The 17,608-nt window shown below is 62.0% G+C and carries 21 protein-coding genes; 11 read left to right on the forward strand and 10 right to left on the reverse strand.

The annotated features are described in order from the left end of the window. Position 1: 1 nt before the first annotated feature. From GJB56_RS16725 to GJB56_RS16735, 3 genes are read right to left on the reverse strand one after another with little or no spacing between them, the layout of a single operon-like run. Positions 2-553: an SRPBCC family protein gene (locus tag GJB56_RS16725; RefSeq protein ID WP_029256137.1), complete on the reverse strand. Its 552-nt coding sequence runs from the start codon at positions 551-553 to the stop codon at positions 2-4. Positions 554-603: 50 nt separating this feature from the next. Next, on the reverse strand, positions 604-1,251 hold the full coding sequence (locus GJB56_RS16730) for an alpha/beta hydrolase family protein (protein ID WP_113682487.1): 648 nt from the start codon (positions 1,249-1,251) through the stop codon (positions 604-606). Then, positions 1,248-2,012, reverse strand: a complete 765-nt coding sequence (locus GJB56_RS16735; RefSeq protein WP_113682488.1) for an MBL fold metallo-hydrolase — start codon at positions 2,010-2,012, stop codon at positions 1,248-1,250. The genes GJB56_RS16730 and GJB56_RS16735 overlap by 4 nt, the downstream gene beginning before the upstream one ends. A gap of 19 nt (positions 2,013-2,031) precedes the next feature. Between GJB56_RS16735 and GJB56_RS16740 the strand changes: the two genes are divergently transcribed. Then, on the forward strand, positions 2,032-3,156 hold the full coding sequence (locus GJB56_RS16740) for an alpha/beta hydrolase (protein WP_230090997.1): 1,125 nt from the start codon (positions 2,032-2,034) through the stop codon (positions 3,154-3,156). Here the strand turns inward: GJB56_RS16740 and GJB56_RS16745 are convergent. After that, entirely contained in the window at positions 3,092-3,682 is a 591-nt protein-coding gene (locus GJB56_RS16745; RefSeq protein ID WP_019745124.1) for a TetR/AcrR family transcriptional regulator, read from the reverse strand. The two genes, GJB56_RS16740 and GJB56_RS16745, sit on opposite strands and share 65 nt — an antisense overlap. Before the next feature lie 129 nt (positions 3,683-3,811). Between GJB56_RS16745 and GJB56_RS16750 the strand changes: the two genes are divergently transcribed. The 6 genes from GJB56_RS16750 to GJB56_RS16775 all read left to right on the forward strand — a co-directional run bounded on the left by GJB56_RS16750 (position 3,812) and on the right by GJB56_RS16775 (position 8,464). Then, entirely contained in the window at positions 3,812-4,807 is a 996-nt protein-coding gene (locus tag GJB56_RS16750) for a patatin-like phospholipase family protein (RefSeq protein ID WP_047889620.1), read from the forward strand. 13 nt (positions 4,808-4,820) lie between these two features. Then, positions 4,821-6,362, forward strand: coding sequence for a flavin-containing monooxygenase (locus GJB56_RS16755; RefSeq protein ID WP_070795748.1), 1,542 nt, complete (start codon positions 4,821-4,823; stop codon positions 6,360-6,362). Beyond that, positions 6,359-7,237 carry an SDR family oxidoreductase gene (locus GJB56_RS16760; RefSeq protein WP_113682490.1) on the forward strand — a complete coding sequence of 293 codons (879 nt, stop codon included), beginning with the start codon at positions 6,359-6,361 and terminating at the stop codon, positions 7,235-7,237. Before GJB56_RS16755 ends, GJB56_RS16760 begins: the two co-directional genes overlap by 4 nt. A gap of 19 nt (positions 7,238-7,256) precedes the next feature. Beyond that, positions 7,257-7,775 carry a GNAT family N-acetyltransferase gene (locus tag GJB56_RS16765; protein WP_020970645.1) on the forward strand — a complete coding sequence of 173 codons (519 nt, stop codon included), beginning with the start codon at positions 7,257-7,259 and terminating at the stop codon, positions 7,773-7,775. 90 nt (positions 7,776-7,865) lie between these two features. Beyond that, positions 7,866-8,276: a hypothetical protein gene (locus GJB56_RS16770; protein ID WP_029256143.1), complete on the forward strand. Its 411-nt coding sequence runs from the start codon at positions 7,866-7,868 to the stop codon at positions 8,274-8,276. Then, positions 8,276-8,464, forward strand: coding sequence for a helix-turn-helix transcriptional regulator (locus GJB56_RS16775; protein ID WP_019745129.1), 189 nt, complete (start codon positions 8,276-8,278; stop codon positions 8,462-8,464). The genes GJB56_RS16770 and GJB56_RS16775 overlap by 1 nt, the downstream gene beginning before the upstream one ends. 23 nt (positions 8,465-8,487) lie before the next feature. Here GJB56_RS16775 and GJB56_RS16780 read toward each other — a convergent pair whose 3' ends face one another. From GJB56_RS16780 to GJB56_RS16800, 5 genes are all read right to left on the reverse strand, one after another. Then, a complete protein-coding gene (locus GJB56_RS16780; RefSeq protein ID WP_021345436.1) occupies positions 8,488-8,715 on the reverse strand; it encodes a hypothetical protein in 228 nt (75 codons plus the stop codon). An 81-nt stretch (positions 8,716-8,796) separates the two neighbouring features. Next, the gene (locus tag GJB56_RS16785) at positions 8,797-9,624 is read right to left on the reverse strand and encodes an ABC transporter ATP-binding protein (protein WP_019745131.1); all 828 of its coding nucleotides are present in this window, start codon (positions 9,622-9,624) and stop codon (positions 8,797-8,799) included. Beyond that, positions 9,608-10,723, reverse strand: coding sequence for a taurine ABC transporter substrate-binding protein (locus GJB56_RS16790; RefSeq protein ID WP_069145662.1), 1,116 nt, complete (start codon positions 10,721-10,723; stop codon positions 9,608-9,610). Before GJB56_RS16790 ends, GJB56_RS16785 begins: the two co-directional genes overlap by 17 nt. After that, the gene (locus GJB56_RS16795; RefSeq protein WP_084324876.1) at positions 10,720-11,577 is read right to left on the reverse strand and encodes an ABC transporter permease; all 858 of its coding nucleotides are present in this window, start codon (positions 11,575-11,577) and stop codon (positions 10,720-10,722) included. Before GJB56_RS16795 ends, GJB56_RS16790 begins: the two co-directional genes overlap by 4 nt. Before the next feature lie 244 nt (positions 11,578-11,821). Continuing rightward, the gene (locus tag GJB56_RS16800) at positions 11,822-12,733 is read right to left on the reverse strand and encodes a class I SAM-dependent methyltransferase (RefSeq protein ID WP_113682491.1); all 912 of its coding nucleotides are present in this window, start codon (positions 12,731-12,733) and stop codon (positions 11,822-11,824) included. An 88-nt stretch (positions 12,734-12,821) separates the two neighbouring features. Here GJB56_RS16800 and GJB56_RS16805 point away from each other — a divergent pair, with 88 nt between their 5' ends. From GJB56_RS16805 to GJB56_RS16820, 4 genes are all read left to right on the forward strand, one after another. After that, entirely contained in the window at positions 12,822-13,667 is an 846-nt protein-coding gene (locus GJB56_RS16805) for an LLM class F420-dependent oxidoreductase (protein WP_080909546.1), read from the forward strand. A gap of 105 nt (positions 13,668-13,772) precedes the next feature. After that, complete coding sequence (locus GJB56_RS16810; protein WP_113682492.1) at positions 13,773-14,345, forward strand: flavin reductase; 573 nt, start codon at positions 13,773-13,775, stop codon at positions 14,343-14,345. Continuing rightward, positions 14,338-14,964: a superoxide dismutase gene (locus GJB56_RS16815; protein ID WP_003940303.1), complete on the forward strand. Its 627-nt coding sequence runs from the start codon at positions 14,338-14,340 to the stop codon at positions 14,962-14,964. Before GJB56_RS16810 ends, GJB56_RS16815 begins: the two co-directional genes overlap by 8 nt. A 184-nt stretch (positions 14,965-15,148) precedes the next feature. Beyond that, positions 15,149-16,240, forward strand: a complete 1,092-nt coding sequence (locus tag GJB56_RS16820; RefSeq protein ID WP_113682493.1) for an alpha/beta fold hydrolase — start codon at positions 15,149-15,151, stop codon at positions 16,238-16,240. A gap of 1 nt (position 16,241) precedes the next feature. On the opposite strand, the gene GJB56_RS16825 is transcribed toward GJB56_RS16820, so the two are convergent. Further along, a complete protein-coding gene (locus GJB56_RS16825; RefSeq protein ID WP_113682494.1) occupies positions 16,242-17,507 on the reverse strand; it encodes a vWA domain-containing protein in 1,266 nt (421 codons plus the stop codon). Between the last annotated feature and the right edge of the window lie 101 nt (positions 17,508-17,608).

Raw genomic sequence — 17,608 nt, forward strand, 5'->3', positions numbered from 1 at the left:
GCTACCAAACCTGAGATTCGTCGATGCCCAACTGTCGCGCGTAACCGGAGTTGAGTGCGTCCCAGCCGTACTCGCGCGCCCGTTCGCCCACGATCGGTCCGAAGGGCTCGCCTGCCAGAAGGGCATCGAGTACGTCGAAGCACAAATGCCATCCGGCAGCGAGTGCCGACGCCATCCCCTCGGCGCGCGACCTCTGCGTAAGTGCGACGCGGGTGCCGCCCTCGACCGAGGTCAGGTCCCACACCAATTCGTCCGGGCCCCACTCGTGTTCGAGCCGCCGAGTGGTCTCCACAACGTGAACGGTGACCGGCAGCGACATTTCGGGGGCACCGTCCTCGGTGAGCATGGTGATCACGGCGTCACCGGTACGGCTCAGATTCCGATCGGCGGTGTACGGCGTCCATTGCGCCAACATCTCCGGGTCGGTGATCGCCTCCCACACCTTCTCGACGGGATACGGCAGCACCCGAGGGAAGCTGACGACTGTGTCGTCCCCGTCGACGCTCACCGTGACGTCGGACAGGGCACTGGGCTGATACGGCTGGGCACTCATGATTCGATCTCACCAGGAACCACCGACACGGGCAACTGCCCGCTCGGCGTTCAGAACACGAACAAAGCCGATACGGCCGCGACTGTCGCCTCCACCACCGGAAATTTCACCACGGACAAGTCGTGTCGCGCTCCTTCGAACTCCACCAGACGTGTCGCGGCGGGAACCAGGTCGAGTGCTGCCTGTATCTCCTCCGTCGTCGCGAACTCGTCCTTCGATCCGTGGACGACAACGGCGGGTGTGTTCAGGTCGGGCAGGTGTTCGGTTCTGAGCTTCTCGGGCTTCTTCGGTGGATGCAGTGGATAGGACAGCAGGACCAGGCCGTCGACAAGTCCCGGGTTTTCCGCTGCCAGCATCGACGCCTGCCGACCGCCGTACGAATGTCCGCCGAGCAGAACGGGTCCGGGCACCGAGTAGTCCGAGCGAACAGCGGCAATCACCTCGGCAATGCCCGCACGATCCTCCGCAGCACGCGACGGATGCGGCGGCCCCGAAGCTCGACGCACCCGAAACGCGAGATCGAAGCGCAGAACTTGCACTCCTGCTGCAGCAAAGCCGTCGGCGACAGCACGCAACAGCACAGTGTCGCAATTACTTCCGGCGCCGTGGGTCAATGCCAGGGTTGCGACGGGCACTGACTCGGGGCGGTGCAGGAAACCGTGCACCGCGCCTTCGTCGACCGTTTCGACAGTACTCATGGACGCATCCTTGTCCGGCCCGCTCGGGCCTGTTCGACTGCGGCAGCCAAGCTGCCTTCGTAGACCGGCCCGTGTCCGGGAAACAGCGCGCCGGCGGGCGCAGCGGCAATATTGTCCAACGCCTGGTCCGTCGCTCCACGGTCATGGTTGAAGGGGCACACCAGAAATTGTGGTCCGGCGACGCTCGACGTCGCATGTCCGGTCACCAGAGCGTCACCCGACGCGATGACTCCTGCCTCGGGGACAAGGTAAGCGCTGTGGCCGTCGGTATGCCCGTGGGTAGGAATCGGTACGATCCGACCGGGAACGTCCAGCGCACCACCTGCCGCAAAGGCCTGTGCGCGAGGCAGTTCCGCGCCTCTCAATGCGCCTGCTCCGATCACGTCGAGTAGCCACTTCGGAGCGCCTCGCCGCCACAACAGCAACGGAACTTTGGCCGGCGACAACTGCTGCAGGTACTCCCGCTTCGCGTGGGGCACTTCCAACGGATCCATCAGGACCGGAACCTGGAGCCGAGTCACGATGTCCGCGATTCCACCGATGTGATCGACATGCGCGTGAGTGACGAGGATTGCCCGAACATCCCCGAGCTGGTGACCGATCTGCTCGATCGAGCGTTCGACGTCGGCGCCGTTGGCCGGGTATCCGCCGTCGATCAACGTCAGATCGGCCCCCTCTTCGACCAGGACCCAATTGGCGTGACCGCACCGAACCAGATGTGTGTTCTCGATCTGCGTGAGCGACAGTGCCGCAGTAGTCATGCTTGGTAGTCTGCGCCACGTGTCGGAATCCGTGAAGCAGGCCAGCAGCCGCAGCATTCGAGATCGCGCCGAAGCGTCCTTGGTAGCAGCCGCATTCGCGCTGCCCAGCGCGGTGAAACGTCGAATCACCGGGCCACCCGTCGTCATCGAGGGCAACACGCTCGACGCCGACGCACACCTGCTGCTCACGCTTGCGAAGACGCGGCCACTCCCCTCACATTCCACCGATCCCCAGTCACTCGCCGCTGCTCGCGCCAATCTCACCCGAACCGCGATCATGATGGGCGGCCGACCCGCGCAGGTCCGCACCGAAGAGATCTCCGTTTCGGGCTCCGACGGCCCGCTCCGCGCCCGGCTCTACGTTCCGACTGCCGACTCCGGCGCTCTGCTCGCCTACTTCCACGGCGGCGGCTGGGTACAGGGCGGCATCGAATCCCACGACGCTCCGTGTCGCCTGTTGGCCGAGACCTCCGGCGCACGGGTCATCTCGGTCGACTACCGGCTTTCACCCGAATTCGCTTTCCCCACACCGGTAAACGACGCCTATTCCGCGTACCAGGATATCGTCGACCGCGCCGAAGAGTTCGGGGCAGACCCGACACGCATCGCTGTCGGAGGAGACAGTGCGGGCGGGCACCTGTCCGCGACGGTGGCGTTGCGTGCCCGCGACGACGGCAAGACCCCACCGGCAGCACAGCTGTTGATCTACCCCGCGACCGACTTTCACGAGAAGGCTCCCTCGAGAACGACGTTCGGTGAAGGCTTCTTCCTGACCGAGGCCAATATGAACTTCTACGAGTCCAGCTTCCTCGGCAAGGATGCCGATCGACTCGACCCGTTGGTGTCGCCGCTACGCGCCCCCGACGTGGCCGGACTGCCACCAGCCATCGTGATCACGGCGGGATTCGATCCACTCCGAGACGAAGGCGAAGCGTACGCAGCACGATTGCGAGACAACGGTGTTCATGTCACGGATCGACGCTATCCCGGCTTCATCCACGGCTTCGTCAACATTCTGGGGCCCAGTGCCGGATCCCGTGCAGCGGTCGCCGAGATCGGCGGCATGCTCCGCGCACTCCTCAGCCGCCCGACAGAATCTCCCGCACCGTATCCACCAGCGGATCGACGGGAAGCTCTGGGCTGATTGCGCGCTGTAGCCCCAAACCGATTCCGACGCTGAGCATTCGCAGCGCGGCTGCGTCCGGATCCAGCGTCGGCGTCACCCCGTTGGATTCCGTGAGGTGTTGGACCAATCCGGCGATCAGTCCCCGCACCTGGTCTGCACCCGCCGCGATCTTCTCCCGAATGTCCTCGCTGTGCCGCGATCTCACCGAGAACTCGACCTCGAGCAGCGTCCACCTCTGGTCCCCGATTGTTCGCTCGGCCCACCGCGCGAATTCAGCCACCGCATCGTCGAGGGTTGATTTCGCCCCGAGTTGCGCAGTGATCTCACCGACCTTGGTCAGCCTGATCCGGCCGAGAACTTCGGCACACAATTCATCCTTGTTCTTGAAATTCGAGTACACCGCCCCCTTGGAGTACCCGGCGTCCTCGGCGATCTGATCGAGAGAGGCCGCGGCGTATCCGCGATCGAGAAAGTGCTCGACGGCCGTCGCCAACAGGGTCTCGCGGGTCAGCGCCTGCGCTTCCTGCCTGGTCAATCGCGCCATCGGAACCTCCCAGTGGTCCTCGGTATCGAGATTCCCACGGTAGCCGAATACCGCGAACGGTTGTCGAGTGGAGTACTGAAACCAATTTTGGGGTACCAACGTTATTCGGATACTGATAGTCTCCGAAACATGACTTCAGATGTGACCGGTACCACCGTGCGCCAAAACAGCGCACCGAGACGCGGCTTGGCCATCGGCTGCGGCGGCACTCTCGGTTTTGCCTGGACTGTTGCCGCGCTCGCCTCGGTCCGGGATGCACTCGACTGGGACCCACGGGAAGCCACAGCCATCATCGGGACGTCCGCCGGCGCCGAGTTCGTGACGATGCTCGGCAGCGGAGTCGGTGTCGACGAGTTGGTTGCCATGCAACTCGGCAACGCCGCCGCACGCCCCGAGCTCCTCACCCACATCGCGTCGGCGCCCGGAAAGCTCCCGCCACTTCCGAGACTGGGCGTCGGCAATCCACGACTCCTCACGCGTCGAGACCTTCCGGTTCTGAGCCGGATGAGCGGCATCGCACCGGTTGGTGGCGGCGACCCGTCCTGGCTCACTACGCTCGCCGAATCACTTGCTCCGGGCGATTCGTGGCTCCCACATCCGAACGCGTACATGGTATCCATGGACTACAGAACGGGGCGACGGGTCGCATTCGGGGCACAGGGGGCTCCGAAAGTGACCGTCGGTGAAGCGCTCCGAGCGTCATGGGCGATTCCCGGCTGGTTTCCACCCGTCACGATCGACGGCGTCAGGTACATCGACGGCGGCGCCGCATCCACGGCTTCGGTAGACCTTCTGCTCCCCCTTCAACTGGACGAGCTGGTTGTACTGGCGCCCATGGCTTCTCGAACCCTGAGGCCGGCGCGCGGCGCCGCCCGTATCGAACGCAGTGCCCTGCGCAATGCCATGTCCAAGGGGCTCGATCAGGAGATCGAACTGGTCCGCTCCGCGGGTACCAGAGTCATACGAATCGATGCCACCGACGACGACCTTGCCGTGATGGGCGCCAACTTCATGGACGGCCGCCGACGGCTCGCCACCTTCGAATCATCGCTGCGTACAACACGTGCGAGTGTCAAGCGCGAACTCGATGTGCACCCGTTCCAGCCCACTCGTTCCCACCAGTGAAAGCGCAGACTCAGTGAACAACGAATCTGACCACTTCGAGGTCGTGATCATCGGCGGTGGAATTTCCGGAATCGGCGCGGCTATCCACCTGCAGCGTCTCGGAATCGACAACTTCGCACTCCTCGAGAAGGCCGACTCCCTCGGTGGAACCTGGCGCGCCAACACCTATCCCGGGTGCGCCTGCGACGTTCCATCCGGTCTGTACTCGTACTCCTTTGCCGCCAATCCGGATTGGACGCGCTTGTTCGCGGAGCAACCGGAGATCCGCGAATACATCGAGAACACGGCGGGCACGCACGGAGTGGACAAACACGTTCGCTTCGGGGTCGAAATGCTCTCCGCGCGATGGGATGCGTCGCAATCACTGTGGAAGATAACAACTTCCAGCGGCGAACTGACTGCTCGCTTCGTGATAGCCGCTGCCGGCCCATGGAACGAGCCCCTGACACCGGCGATACCCGGACTGGAAGCGTTCGAGGGAGAGGTGTTTCATTCCTCGCAGTGGAATCACGACTACGACCTGACCGGAAAACGCGTCGCCGTCGTAGGAACCGGAGCCTCGGCAGTCCAGTTCGTTCCGCGCATCGTTTCCCAGGTCTCCGCCCTTCACCTCTACCAGCGAACCGCTCAATGGGTTCTTCCCAAACCCGATCACTACGTACCGCGGATCGAAAGGTCCGTCATGCGATTCGTGCCGGGAGCACAGAAAGCCTTGCGCAGCATCGAATACGGAATCATGGAAGCGCTCGGATTGGGATTCCGTAATCCGTGGATCCTGCGAATCGTGCAGAAACTCGGGTCAGCCCAATTGCGCCTGCAGGTACGCGATCCGAAGCTGCGCAAGGCATTGACTCCCGACTACACCCTCGGTTGCAAGCGACTGCTCATGTCGAACTCGTACTATCCGGCCCTCGGCAAACCCAACGTCAGCGTCCATGCCAACGCCGTCGAGCAGATCCGCGGTAACACCGTGATCGGCGCCGACGGAGTGGAGGCGGAGGTGGACGCCATCATCTTCGGAACGGGCTTCCACATCCTCGACATGCCCATCGCATCCAAGGTATTCGACGGAGAAGGTCGATCACTCGACGATCATTGGCAGGGAAGCCCGCAGGCGTACTTCGGTTCCGCCGTCAGTGGATTCCCCAACGCGTTCATTCTGCTGGGCCCCAGCCTCGGCACCGGGCACACATCGGCGTTCATGATCTTGGAAGCCCAACTGAACTATGTGGCGCAGGCAATCGGCCACGCCCGTCGTCACGGCTGGCAGACCATCGACGTGCGAGAGGAAGTTCAGGCAGCCTTCAACTCTCAGGTTCAGGAGGCATTGGGGACCACGGTCTACAACGCCGGTGGTTGCGAAAGCTATTTCTTCGACGTCAACGGCCGCAACAGTTTCAACTGGCCGTGGTCGTCCGGCGCCATGCGTCGACGGCTACGGGACTTCGATCCGTATGCCTACAACCACACGTCGAACCCTGAGTCAGACAACACGCCCCCTGAACCCACGCCGTCTGAACCCACCACCAGTCCGGAACCGGAGTACACCGCATGAGCCTCTTCGGCACCACCTACCCGCCGATCGATCTCGACGGAGCGGTCGTCGTCATCTCGGGCGGTGGCCGCGGAATCGGCAGGGCGACAGCCAAGTTGTTCGCTGCTCGCGGTGCACTCGTATGCGTCGGCGATCTCGACGAGGAGACGGCCGTCGACACAGCGGAGTCCATCGGCCCACGTGCCCGCGGTTACCTGCTGGACGTCACCTCGCGCGATTCCTGGGATGTGTTCGCCTCCAAGGTGATCGGCGAATTCGGCCACATCGACATTCTCGTCAACAACGCGGGAGTGATGCCGCTCGGCAGCTTCCTCGACGAGTCCGACGCCACCAGTCGAGTCACCCTCGACGTCAACATCTGGGGGCCTATTCACGGGATGCGCGCCGTGTTGCCCGGCATGGTGGATCGACGACGCGGGCACGTCGTCAACATCGCATCGATGGCAGGCAAACTTCCGGTACCCGGGATGGCCGTGTACAACGCCAGCAAGTTCGGCGCAGTGGGTCTTTCGGCTTCTGCCCGTGTCGAATTCGCAGGTTCCGGGGTCAGCGTCAGCGCGATCCTGCCCAGCGCGGTGCGGACCGGCCTCTCGTCAGGCGTGCCACTCGGAAAGGGAATGCCGACGGTTGAGCCCGAGGTAGTGGCCAAGGCCGTCGTCGACACGGTCGCGCATCGGCGAGCCGAAACTGCAGTTCCCCGTTACCTTGCGGGCTGGGATCTCGTCGACGCACTGGTCCCCGAATGGATCATCAACATCGGCCGCCGGGTGATCGACGATCGCCGCGCACTGACATCGGTAGATCCGAACGGGCGTGCGGACTACGAAAAGCGAGTGGCACGTCAGGCCGAAAATGGGGAGCACAATCCGAAGTGAACCGGGTAGTTTCGTGGCCATGTACATCCGCCGCGAAACTTCTTCCGACCGTGACGCCATCTATTCACTGCTCGGGGCGGCGTTTGGCGACCAGGCACCGCCCGGCGAGACTCCCTACGAGATCGAACTGACACGCCAACTCTTCGCCTCGGACGACTACTTACCGAAGTTGTCGCTGGTCGCCGTAGCCGGCGGTGAGATCGTCGGCTTCGTGATCGGGACACGCGGATGGGTCGGTCCCGTGGAGGCTGTTGGCCTCGGCCCGCTGGCTGTCACCCCGGGCAACCAGCGCAGCGGGGTTGGTTCGGCACTGATGCACGCGGTGGTCGGCGCGTGCGACGCCCTGGACGTGCCGCTGATCGCACTCTTGGGCAGCACCGAGTACTACCCGCGGTTCGGATTCGTCACCAGCACGGACGTCGGAGTGGAGTCTCCGGAAGCTGAGTGGGGCGCTCACTTTCAGATCAGAACGCTCACCACACATCGCGCTGATCAGACGGGGAAGTTTTCATACGCAGCGCCTTTCGGAATCGCGTGACCCGGAGCGCGATGTAAGAGTTCTTTGACATACGGCGTGCGTGAATCTACGCTCAACCCTGTCAAAGAACTCTTACATCCGGGAGGCTTCATGAGCACCACGGCACGGTGGAGCCTGGTTATCGGCATCGGCGTCGCAGTAACGCTGACCCTCGGCTTTTTCGCAGCACTGACCGCCGGCGACCAGAAGACGTTGACCTTCGTCGTCTTCGCAATCGTCATGGCGCCGGCTTGCATCGGATCGGTATGGGCCCTTTTCCCATCGGAAAAGAACAAGGCTCCCGCCTATCCCGAGGACACCGTCGAAACAGAATGGAGTCGCAAGGCCGGATTCGGCGCGTTCACAGACTTGATCACTGCCATGGGAATCGCGCTGATCGCGCACAATGTCTTCGGCGCTCCCGAACTGCCGCTCCTGATCTTCACTGCCCTCGGCCTGGTCGACTTCGGAATTCGGTACTGGGCGGTGTCGAGGGACCGCACCCCCACGATCGAGATCTGATGCGCAACAATCTTCAAGAACTCAGGACGGCGGCCGGATTGTCACAGCAAGCGTGCGCCGACGCACTCGGAATCACGCGCCAAACCGTCATCTCGATCGAGAAGGGACACTTCGACCCGCGTCTGTCGCTGGCGTTCCGAATCGCCGAGTACTTCGACAAACGCGTCGACGACGTCTTCTCCAGCTGACGCCGTCTCGGGCTGACAGAAGGTCAGTCGAACAGGGTAGGCGACCCGTTTTCGTCTTTCCCGTCGTCGACCGCCGTCGTCTTCTTGCCCGAGCCCTTGCGGACGACGGTCAACGTCGTCGTTCGACGCGACAACCTGTGCCCGTCACTGTGTTCGAGCAACGCCATGCCCTGGCGAACTTCGACTACCGTCCACGGACCCGCATGGCCGGCTGCCTGCACGAGGTCACCGGACTCCACCTCAGTTGCCATGACCACTCCTTGTTCGTCGTGTCCTGCACGTTCTCCTTCCTATTATCGACGCGGCCACCTGGTAGTCGACGCGCAGGGTACCTACGCTGCAGCAGCAACCTTGACCGCATGGCCGACTTCGGCTCGGAATGCCGCGTATTCGGGTGAGCCTCGGAGATCGTCGGGATCGACGCCGGTTCGTGGCAGATCGATTTTCAGGTCCAGTGCGACCTTGCCGGGCCGGCTTGTCAGAACTACGACGCGGGAGCCGAGAAAGGCCGCCTCGTCGGCACTGTGAGTGACGAAGACACTTGTTCGCCCCGATTCGGCACTGACACTGCGGAGGTCCTCTTGCAGACGCTCGCGAGTGAGGGCGTCCAATGCGGCAAAGGGCTCGTCCAGCAACAGCAACGACGTTTCGGCCGCCAAGGCCCGGGCAATTGCCACCCGCTGCTGCTGCCCGCCGGATATTTCCCAGATACGCCGGTCCGCTGTGCCGCCCAGACCGACGCGGTCGAGAAGCTCGTCGCGCCTTCGCCCGCGTTCGCTCTTCGTCACCCCGGCATATTTGAGTGCCAGATCGATGTTGCCGCCCACCGATTTCCACGGAAACAGTCGTGGTTGCTGAAACACCACGCCGGCACTCGACCCGGGAATCGGGTCGGATCCTGATACCTGAACTGTTCCACTGGAAGGATTTTCGAAACCCGCAATCAGCCGCAGCAACGTGCTCTTGCCGCAACCCGACGCTCCGACGAGGACCAGAAACTCACCAGGGGCGACGTCGATCGATACCGGCCCGAGTGCCGTGACGGACTCTCGACCGTGGCCGTACTTGTGCGAGACGGTGTCGATTCGGATCGCGCCCGGGCGGTCGGCAGCGAATCCTCCCGCGGCCTGCTGTGCGGTCTCGCTACTGGTCAAGGACATCGGGAAGCCCCTTCACATAGAGAGCATTCTGAAAGACCGCCAGATCAGGCACACTGTCGATCTGCTTCTGCTCGGCCAGGAATTGCGCTGCACTCTGCAGGTTCACTGCAAGATTCCCGGGAGCGCCTTCGGTGCCCAGCCATTCCGGCGAGGAGATCTGCTCGGGAGTGAGGAACACTCCCTGCTTCAGCTGCGCTGCCGCGTCTTCCTTCGAGGCACCCAATTGCGCGGCAACAGCTTCCGCTGCCGCGTCCGGGTCTGTGGCGATTGTCGTGAGCGCGCGGGCCTGAACCTTTCGCCAGGTGTCGACGATCTCGGGGTGGTCCTTGGCAAACGCGGTCGACACCACACCAAGATCGAGTGTCGGCTTTCCAGCCGTCGCGAGCTCGCGGCTGGCGATCAACTGTGTTCCGTCCTTACGGAGTTCGTCGAGCGTGGGCAACCAGGTGTAGACGGCATCGATGTCACCGCGCTGCCAGGCAGCGAGGGATGCTTGCGGCTGGAGATCCACCAACTGGACGTCGTCAGCACTGAGTCCGGCCTGGTTCAGTGCTGCCAGCAGACTGTAGTGCGCGGTCGAGGCGAATGCCGTGGCCACTTTCTTGCCACGCAGATCTGCGACGGTCTTGATTCCGGTTGCGTTGCGCGCCACCAAGGCTTCGTTGTCGCCGGCCACGTCGAGAACAAACGCGACCTGGTACGGAATGTTCAGCGGTGCCGAGAGGCCACGAGCAACCGGACTCGAACCGATTGCGCCGAAATCGATTTCACCGGCGATGAAGGCGGTGTTGATGTCGGCTCCCGAATCGAACTTCGTCCACTTCACGTTGTACTCGGGCAGTGCGTCTTCGAGCCAGCGATTGTTCTTGACTATCAAGTCGCCGCTCGGGAACGACTGGTAAGCGATACGGATCGTTTCCTTGGACGAATCCTGGCCCGAATGATCCACCGAGCACGCACCGAGAACAAGGGCAAGAACGCCGATCAGCACCGTGAACGCCGTCCGGGAAGCCCTTCCCTCGTTGCGGTTCGGATTGCTGTTGCGCTTCAGATTGCCGCTGGGCTCGGAAATGCTGCCATATATCTCATTGTCGGTCATACTTTTCCCCTCCAGGGAACGGCGCGGCGCTCAGCAGCCCGCAACAGTCCGTCGATGATCAAACCGGAGAATCCGATGGCGAAAATCCCCACCAGCACTACCGGAGTGTTGTTGTAATTGCTTGCATCCTTGACCATTCCGCCGATTCCGGGGATGCCGTTGAACAATTCGGCCGCGACAACTGACGAGTACGCCATACCCACCGACAAGCGAATGCCCGTGAAAGTTTCAGGCAGCGCCGATGGGACAACCACGTCTCGGATCACCTGCGCCCGTGAGGCTCCCAGCGCCCTGGCAGCTTCGACCAGCCCGACGGGTGCCGCGACAACAGCAGCTGTGGTGGCCACTGCTGCCGGCGGGAGCGCAGCCAGCGCCAGAAGCGTGATCTTCGGCGCCTCGTCGATTCCCAGCCAGATCACCAGCAGGAAGAAGTACGCCAAGGGCGGCAGTGCCCGCAGGAAGGTCAACCACGGTTCGAGCAGGCTCCGCAGCCATGTCACCGATCCCATTGCCAAACCTAAGATCACGCCCAATCCGACGCCGATGATCACACCGACCAGCACCCGTCGCAGCGTCATGTAGAGGTGCTCCCAGAGCAAATACCCCTGGTAGCCACGCACTCCGTCGTGCGTGGTCATCGTGTTGACGAAGGCATGCCAGACCGTGCTCGGAAAGGGCACGAAGGTCTCACTCCAGGTGCCGCTCGCCGCGGCGACCTGCCACACGGCCAAGAATGCGATCACGGAAAGCACCGGCAGTCCGACAGTGGTCACACTCGAAGTCCACGGCCGACGCGGTTCACGGTTCGGTTCCGCGACTGATGTTGGTTCTATTGCTTCGACAGGAGTCGACATCGCTGTTCTTCCTCGACGTACGGAAAATTCCGGCACACATGCAGCAACGAGCGCACATGCAGGGGCGAAGGCGCACAGAGCGGCGCCGTTCTCACTCAGGAGAGTCGGAAGGAATCAACAGCAACAGCAGTTGGCACCAAGACGGCACAGGTCGACGGCGATGCGTCGTGTCAGTGGCGTCGTGGGCATGGGGGTAATTACTACCTGTGTCTGCAATTACCCGCAAATGCGGGGGAAATAGGCGTCAGTCGGCCAAGCGAACAGACAGCGAATACATCAGCGGTATCTCTGGTCGTCCGGCCGGGACTCCCCAACGCTTGCCGCCGAGTTCTGCCATCTCCTCGAATCCTTGCCAACCGTTGGCGTACGGGTACTCGTCGAAGGACTCGAGCGTCAATCCGGCACGCCGCAGGGCGCCGAGCACCTCGGCGATGGACCAGTTGAATTCACATGAAGGGAAGGGATTTTCGAAGTTCTCGACTCCGTCTCCCTGAGCGCCCGGCAAGACGAGATCGGCTGAATCTGCCACGTAGTCGCCAACGCCACCGGGTTCGGTCACGGGAGTCCCGCCTCCGTACGGGTATGTCAGCGACCACTTCTCGTCGAAACACATGGCAAACGGATGAAACTCCACCAGAACGAATCGACCGTTCGGCGCCAGAACACCGGCAATCCCCTCGGCCCACTCGTCGAGATCGGGTAACCAGATCACCGTTCCGTACGAAGAGAAGACTCGATCGAACTTCCTCCCGGCAGCGCCGGCATCTCGGAGCCACGCAGATACATCCGCTCGCTCGAAATCAGCGGCAATGTCGGATTCCGCAGACAACGTTCGCGCGAAGTCGATCGCAGAATCCGAGATGTCGACGCCGGTCACCGCGGCACCGAGAGCAGCCAAACTCAACGAATCCTGACCGGAATTGCACTGCAGATGAAGAATCGAGGAGCCGTCGATCTCGCCGAGCAGCGCCACTTCTTCCGGAAACAAGGTCGACCCGCCGTTGCGAAGGAATTGTGCTTGGTCACCTTTGTGACTGTTGTGAGCGACGGTCGCCGCATTCCACGACAACCGATTCATCTCCGCTGCATCCATCTCTACTGCATCCACCTCTCGGCCCACAACAACTCCGCCCGAGTTCACCACGCCTCCGGTCACGTCGGCAATCGATTTACTGGGCTGGAAACCTATCCGAACGAAGATGCAACAGGTTACAGTTTTTCGACGGACCATCGAAGGAGAACCAGTGCGCTACGGACTCAGCCTGTTCACCAGTGATCGCGGCATCCGCCCTGCCGATGCAGCAAAGGCTGCGGAGGCGAATGGATTCGACGCCTTCTACGTTCCGGAGCACACTCACATCCCCGTATCGAGGGATTCCGATCACCCCGGAACCCAGTCGGCAGAATTGCCCGACGACCGTTACATGCGCACACTGGACCCCTGGGTTGCCCTCGGCACCGCCGCGTCGGTCACGAGCACCATCCGATTGGGCACCTCGGTGGCCCTCCCGCTCGAGCACGATCCGATCACTCTCGCGAAAACCATCGCATCGCTGGACCATCTTTCCGGCGGACGCGTGGTTTTCGGCGTCGGATTCGGCTGGAATGCAGAGGAACTCGCCGACCACGGCGTACCGCCCAACAAACGCCGGACCGCACTCCGGGAGTATCTCGAAGCCATGGGTGAACTGTGGTCGAAGGAAGAAGCTTCGTACGACGGCCAATTCGTGAAGTACGGGCCAAGTTGGGCCTGGCCCAAGCCCGTTCAGAAGCCCCGTCCCCCCATCTTGTTGGGCGGTGGCGGTAACGAGAAGACTTTCAAGTGGATCGCAAAGTCTGCCGACGGGTGGATCACCACACCGATCGAGCAGGAGATCGACGGAAACGTGGAACTGCTCCGAAAGATATGGGCCGAAGCAGGTAGAGTCGGCGAGCCTGAAATAACCGTCCTGGCAGGCAAACCCGATCCGGAGAAGCTCGCCCACTGGGCAGATATCGGTGTCACGGAGGCGATGTTCGGCACTCCGGACAAGAGCCCCGAAGAGGTGGTCGGATACATGGAACGTCTGGCAGCCAAGCTCGGACGGTGAGGTCCGCCACAGCACCTTGACCTCAACTGCACTCGAGGTTTTAACGTCGGTATTGCACAAGACAGTGCAACGACAGCAAAACCCGAGTCAGAAGAGGTGCTAAGTGTGACGACAAAACTGGTTGGCACCCAAACTGTTTCGGACGTCGCTGTTGATTCGGCGCCGTCCATCCGAAGCGCATTCGTCGAGGCATTCCGAAATCATCCCGCCGGCGTCTCGATCATCACCGCAACGGGCGATGACGGCCCGGCCGGCATCACGTCGTCTTCGGTGATCTCGATCAGCGCCGATCCGGCAGTTCTGGCGTTCTCCCTGCAGTCGTTGCGTGGTTCTGCGAGCGTCATTGCTTCCGCAAGCAGTTTTGTTGTTCACCTGGCAAATTCGGCGAACGAGCGACTGGCGGCCACGTTCGCGACCCGCGGCGCTGTGCGCTTCGGAGACGACATGCGCTGGTCGTTTCTGTCGACGGGTGAACCATTCCTGCACGGCACGGGCCACGCCTTGCGGGCGGTTCCCTTGAATGCCACGACGTGTGGCTCCGCAGTGATTGTCACCGCCCGCGTCGTCGACGTCATCGATCCGCAGCACGTGTCAGCGCCGCTCGTCTATCACGATCGAACCTATCGAAATCTCTCGTCTCACAACATTTCCTCAAAGGAAGGCATGTCACATGACTGAATACGTTCTCCCCGAGCTGGACTACGACTACGCCGCGCTCGAACCGCACATCTCCGGCGAGATCATGGAACTGCACCACAGCAAGCACCACGCCACGTACGTGGCGGGCGCCAACAGCGCAATCGAGCAGTTGGCTGCTGCACGCGAAGACGGCACGATCACTGCGAAGGCGCCGCTGCTCAGTAAGAACCTCGCCTTCCACCTCGGCGGCCACACCAATCACTCGATCTTCTGGAAGAACCTCTCCCCCAACGGCGGTGAGCGACCAGAAGGCGAGTTGGCAGCCGCGATCGACGAGCACTTCGGTACCTTCGACGCATTCGTCAACCACTTCTCCGCTGTAGCAACGACTTTGCAGGGGTCTGGCTGGGCGGTACTGGCCTACGACACGGTCGGGCAGCGCCTGGTCATCGAGCAACTCACCGACCAGCAAGGCAACATCAGCATCGGTATCGTTCCGTTGCTCATGCTCGACATGTGGGAGCACGCCTTCTACCTGCAGTACAAGAACGTCAAGGCCGACTACGTGAAGGCCTACTGGAACGTCATCAACTGGGAAGACGTTGCACAGCGATACGCGACGGCCACAGCCTCGACCGGCTTGATCGTCCCCGCCTGATCGTCTCCGCCTGATCGTCCCCACCTGATCACTGCCATATCACCCCGATCAGCCCAGCTCGGCACGGTGGCTCCGTTGCCGAGCTGGGTTTTTGAACCCCCGAGATCGATGTATGTGAAGGCAGGTAACATACACCGAGCGCGGCTGACTCGGCCGTCCGCCGATTCGACTCCGAGGGGAACCAGTGCTCGATATCAGTGGTTTGATCGCGACGTGGCGTCCGACGCTGGACACCGCAGCGCGCAATGCATGGGGACTCTCGTTCGGCGACGGTGTCGAAAAGGCCGAACGCACGCCGTCGGTACTGATCAGCGAAGGTCTACACCGCGATCTGTATCGCTTCGGCGCATTGTGGACGCCCAGAGGCAATCCGGTTCTCCTCGTACCTCCCCTCGCGGTTTCAGCCGACTGCTACGACCTTCGTGCAGGCCAGAGCCTCGCCGCACACCTACTGGATGGCGCAAACACGCCCTACCTCCTCGACTACGGGACCATGCGGTACTCCGACCGCGGAATGGGTTTCGAGGCCTGGGTCGACGACATCATCCCGGAAGCGATCCGTACGATCTCGGACTTACATGACGGCGCACCTGTTTCGCTGATCGGGTGGAGCCTCGGCGGGACCATGTCTCTGCTCACGGGCTCCGCTCACTCCGACCTTCCGATCGCATCGATCACGGCAATCGGCACGCCAATCGACTACACGAAGATTCCCGCTATCAGCCCGTTGAGGCTGATCGGCAAATACACGGGCGATACCCCGCTCACCTCCGCGACCAATCTGGTCGGCGGACTACCTGCTCCACTCGTTCAGGCGAGTTACAAGGTGACGGCGTTGCAGCGCGAGGTCCTCAAGCCATGGTTCATCGTCCGCAATCTTCACAACACCGAGACCCTGGCTCGCATGGAATCGATAGACAAGTTCATGGCAGCCATGCCTGGATACCCTGGCAAGGCATTTCAGCAGATCTGCGAACAACTCATGCTCGGCAACAATCTCTACAACGACGCCGTCACGCTTGCCGGACGCGAGATCAAACTGTCAGCTCTGAGCGTTCCCGTTCTCGCGGTCGGCGGCACCACTGACGTGATTGCACCCATCGCTTCGGTGGAAGCAATCACGTCGGTCCTCACCGGCGCGCCGTCGGTCCGGTTCGAGAAGGCGCCGGGAAGTCACCTCGGGCTCGTTGCCGGCCCCACCGCGAGAGACTCCACCTGGGCGCACATCGACGAATTCTTGAAAGAGAATGCACCGCAGTTGGTTTCGACCAGCTAAATCACGGCGTCGTGATGCCCGCGGCTACAGCTGCCTTGTGCCAATCCGGGAATTCACTCAGCAAACGGGTGTACAACTGGGCGTCGTCGACAGTGTCGATGTCGTCCAGCGCGAAGAATCCGGCATTGTCGACCACCCTGCCGTCGAGGTCGTCGAGCTTCTCCAGCACTCCGTAGTTGGCCTTGCCGATTCCGACGAACTGCCAAAAGGCCGGGAGCCCAGACGCTTCGCGCATCAACTTCGTGATTTCCTTGCGCTCGCTGAAGCCACCGTCGGTGAAGAACAGGACGAGCGTCGGCGCCGAACCACGTGTCAGGCCGGAGAGAATCTCAGTCATGATCGGCACTTCACGATTTGCGGCGCCGATCTTGTCATAGTTGAATCCGCCGTGCGAGCCGCGCAAGTGCAGGTAGGTATCCGACCACTCTTCCGCGTCATGGACAGAGATCTCGGGAAGCTTGACGAAGCTGACTGCATACAAGTACGGCTCGAGCTTGCCGTCGTCATCGAGTTGGATCGCAACGGGAACCATGCGTTCGACAACACGATGCACCACTCTGGTGCGGTACTGCTTGGCCATACTTCCGGTTTTGTCGATCACCAGGACCACTCGCGCCCGAATTCCGTTGCCACCCTTGGTCAGCAGGACCTTGGCCACTTCGCGCTTTCGGAGGTCCAGTTTTTCCCGCTTCACCATCGAGAGTTTGGCTTCGTCGGGCACGGTCCGAATGCCATCTGCCGATTCAGCCGAGTCGGGTCGGCTCTGCGGTTCCTCGTCGACCGAGACTCCGAATGCAGTGACCAGATCTGCCAATCCACTGTCCCAACCCGCCGAAACGTTCCGAACCTTCCAGTCCGTGCCGCGGCGATAGATCTCGACGAGGACCGCTGCCCTCTCACTCGTCAAACCCAAAGCCTGAGCCACGATAGCGGTGGAACCAGCCTGCTCCACCACGACACCAAGGCCCCCGACAGCAGAAAGGGTTCCGTTTGCCGCCGAATCAAGCGCCACGGCAACACTCAGCTGGTGGATGTCGGCGGGCAACCTCGCAATGTCGATTTCGATGACGCCGCCGGACTCCAAGCGCACCGCACCTTCGGGCGACACCGGCTGATTGAAGAAGACAAAATCTGCGTCGTTCCGCACCTGGTTCCGTTCGTCGAGCTGGAACACCATCAGGTCCACCGTGCCCGGGGCGCTACCGTTCACCGCCACCTTCAGCGAAGTTCCGTCAACGACTGTGTTCGCTCCACGCGCCAGCTCCATGCCTGAAGATTAGCGGGCCACCAAAGAATCAACGGCCCCGCGGTCGGAAGAATCACAGCACACTTTCAGCAATCGCCAGGATTCTCGAGGCAGACTGTTCG

Source organism: Rhodococcus sp. AQ5-07 (genome assembly GCF_009707305.1).
GTDB classification, from domain to species: Bacteria; Actinomycetota; Actinomycetes; order Mycobacteriales; family Mycobacteriaceae; genus Rhodococcus_F; species Rhodococcus_F erythropolis.

Excerpts from the sequence above, each read along its gene's own strand:
- GJB56_RS16785 (WP_019745131.1), bottom strand. The coding sequence starts at position 9,624 with ATGTCCTTGACCAGTAGCGAGACCGCACAGCAGGCCGCGGGAGGATTC.
- GJB56_RS16815 (WP_003940303.1), top strand. The coding sequence starts at position 14,338 with ATGACTGAATACGTTCTCCCCGAGCTGGACTACGACTACGCCGCGCTC.
- GJB56_RS16770 (WP_029256143.1), top strand. The coding sequence starts at position 7,866 with ATGAGCACCACGGCACGGTGGAGCCTGGTTATCGGCATCGGCGTCGCA.
- GJB56_RS16795 (WP_084324876.1), bottom strand. The coding sequence starts at position 11,577 with ATGTCGACTCCTGTCGAAGCAATAGAACCAACATCAGTCGCGGAACCG.
- GJB56_RS16750 (WP_047889620.1), top strand. The coding sequence starts at position 3,812 with ATGACTTCAGATGTGACCGGTACCACCGTGCGCCAAAACAGCGCACCG.
- GJB56_RS16825 (WP_113682494.1), bottom strand. The coding sequence starts at position 17,507 with ATGGAGCTGGCGCGTGGAGCGAACACAGTCGTTGACGGAACTTCGCTG.
- GJB56_RS16780 (WP_021345436.1), bottom strand. The coding sequence starts at position 8,715 with ATGGCAACTGAGGTGGAGTCCGGTGACCTCGTGCAGGCAGCCGGCCAT.
- GJB56_RS16775 (WP_019745129.1), top strand. The coding sequence starts at position 8,276 with ATGCGCAACAATCTTCAAGAACTCAGGACGGCGGCCGGATTGTCACAG.
- GJB56_RS16745 (WP_019745124.1), bottom strand. The coding sequence starts at position 3,682 with ATGGCGCGATTGACCAGGCAGGAAGCGCAGGCGCTGACCCGCGAGACC.
- GJB56_RS16725 (WP_029256137.1), bottom strand. The coding sequence starts at position 553 with ATGAGTGCCCAGCCGTATCAGCCCAGTGCCCTGTCCGACGTCACGGTG.
- GJB56_RS16760 (WP_113682490.1), top strand. The coding sequence starts at position 6,359 with ATGAGCCTCTTCGGCACCACCTACCCGCCGATCGATCTCGACGGAGCG.
- GJB56_RS16790 (WP_069145662.1), bottom strand. The coding sequence starts at position 10,723 with ATGACCGACAATGAGATATATGGCAGCATTTCCGAGCCCAGCGGCAAT.
- GJB56_RS16730 (WP_113682487.1), bottom strand. The coding sequence starts at position 1,251 with ATGAGTACTGTCGAAACGGTCGACGAAGGCGCGGTGCACGGTTTCCTG.
- GJB56_RS16765 (WP_020970645.1), top strand. The coding sequence starts at position 7,257 with ATGTACATCCGCCGCGAAACTTCTTCCGACCGTGACGCCATCTATTCA.
- GJB56_RS16735 (WP_113682488.1), bottom strand. The coding sequence starts at position 2,012 with ATGACTACTGCGGCACTGTCGCTCACGCAGATCGAGAACACACATCTG.